This is a genomic window from Vibrio sinensis (genome assembly GCF_003605645.1).
Lineage (GTDB): Bacteria > Pseudomonadota > Gammaproteobacteria > Enterobacterales > Vibrionaceae > Vibrio > Vibrio sinensis.
Window position 1 is genome coordinate 1 of the sequence record NZ_QVMU01000082.1, and the last position, 1,061, is coordinate 1,061.

Annotated in this window: 1 protein-coding gene; it reads left to right on the forward strand. The window is 41.8% G+C overall.

Features of this window, described 5'->3' with window-relative positions; all coding sequences use genetic code 11:
- The first annotated feature begins 304 nt into the window (after positions 1-304).
- Complete coding sequence (locus tag DZ860_RS23755) at positions 305-961, forward strand: quinolone resistance pentapeptide repeat protein QnrS2 (RefSeq protein WP_012537714.1); 657 nt, start codon at positions 305-307, stop codon at positions 959-961.
- Positions 962-1,061: the final 100 nt, after the last annotated feature.

Sequence of the window (1,061 nt, forward strand, 5' to 3'; positions counted from 1 at the left end):
TGCCCCATTCCTTCTTAGACCTTGTATCTACTTCAAATTGCAGGCTTCCGTTTAAGGTTACTTTACCTAATGGCGGACATCAGTAATCTATTGGGTTCCTTTTCTCTGTGGCTTTTTAAGCGGATAACTTTTTTCAATGGTGCCGCGTACTTTGAACGTTAACATAGAGGCTCAGGGCGCTATTTTACCCCCTTAAAATAGGCAAAATGAGGGTTTTTAAGATCTTGATTTTTAGTGTTTTTATTTTGGTGATGTGATGTGGCTTTGATGGTAGTGTTGCGTCCAGTTCATCATAGGAGTCAACATGGAAACCTACCGTCACACATATCGACACCACAGTTTTTCACATCAAGATCTAAGTGATATTACTTTCACTGCTTGCACCTTTATCCGATGCGATTTTCGACGTGCTAACTTGCGTGATGCGACATTTATTAACTGCAAGTTCATTGAACAGGGTGATATCGAAGGTTGCCATTTTGATGTCGCAGACCTTCGCGATGCAAGTTTCCAACAATGCCAGCTTGCGATGGCAAACTTTAGTAACGCCAATTGCTACGGTATTGAGTTACGTGAGTGTGATTTAAAAGGGGCCAACTTTTCCCGAGCAAACTTTGCCAATCAAGTGAGTAATCGTATGTACTTTTGCTCAGCCTTTATTACTGGATGTAACCTGTCTTATGCCAATATGGAGCGGGTCTGTTTAGAAAAATGTGAGCTGTTTGAAAATCGCTGGATAGGGACTCACCTCGCGGGCGCATCACTGAAAGAGTCAGACTTAAGTCGAGGTGTTTTTTCTGAAGATGTCTGGGGACAGTTTAGCCTACAGGGTGCTAATTTATGCCACGCCGAACTCGACGGTTTAGATCCTCGAAAAGTCGATACATCAGGTATCAAAATTGCCAGCTGGCAACAAGAACAGCTTCTCGAAGCGTTGGGTATTGTTGTTTTTCCTGACTAGATGCTTACGAATACCTGCTGATAAACTATACACAACATTAATACATTTTCTAATTCAAATCACCAGAGCTAGATCAATACTTCTAGCTCATTCTTGTCCA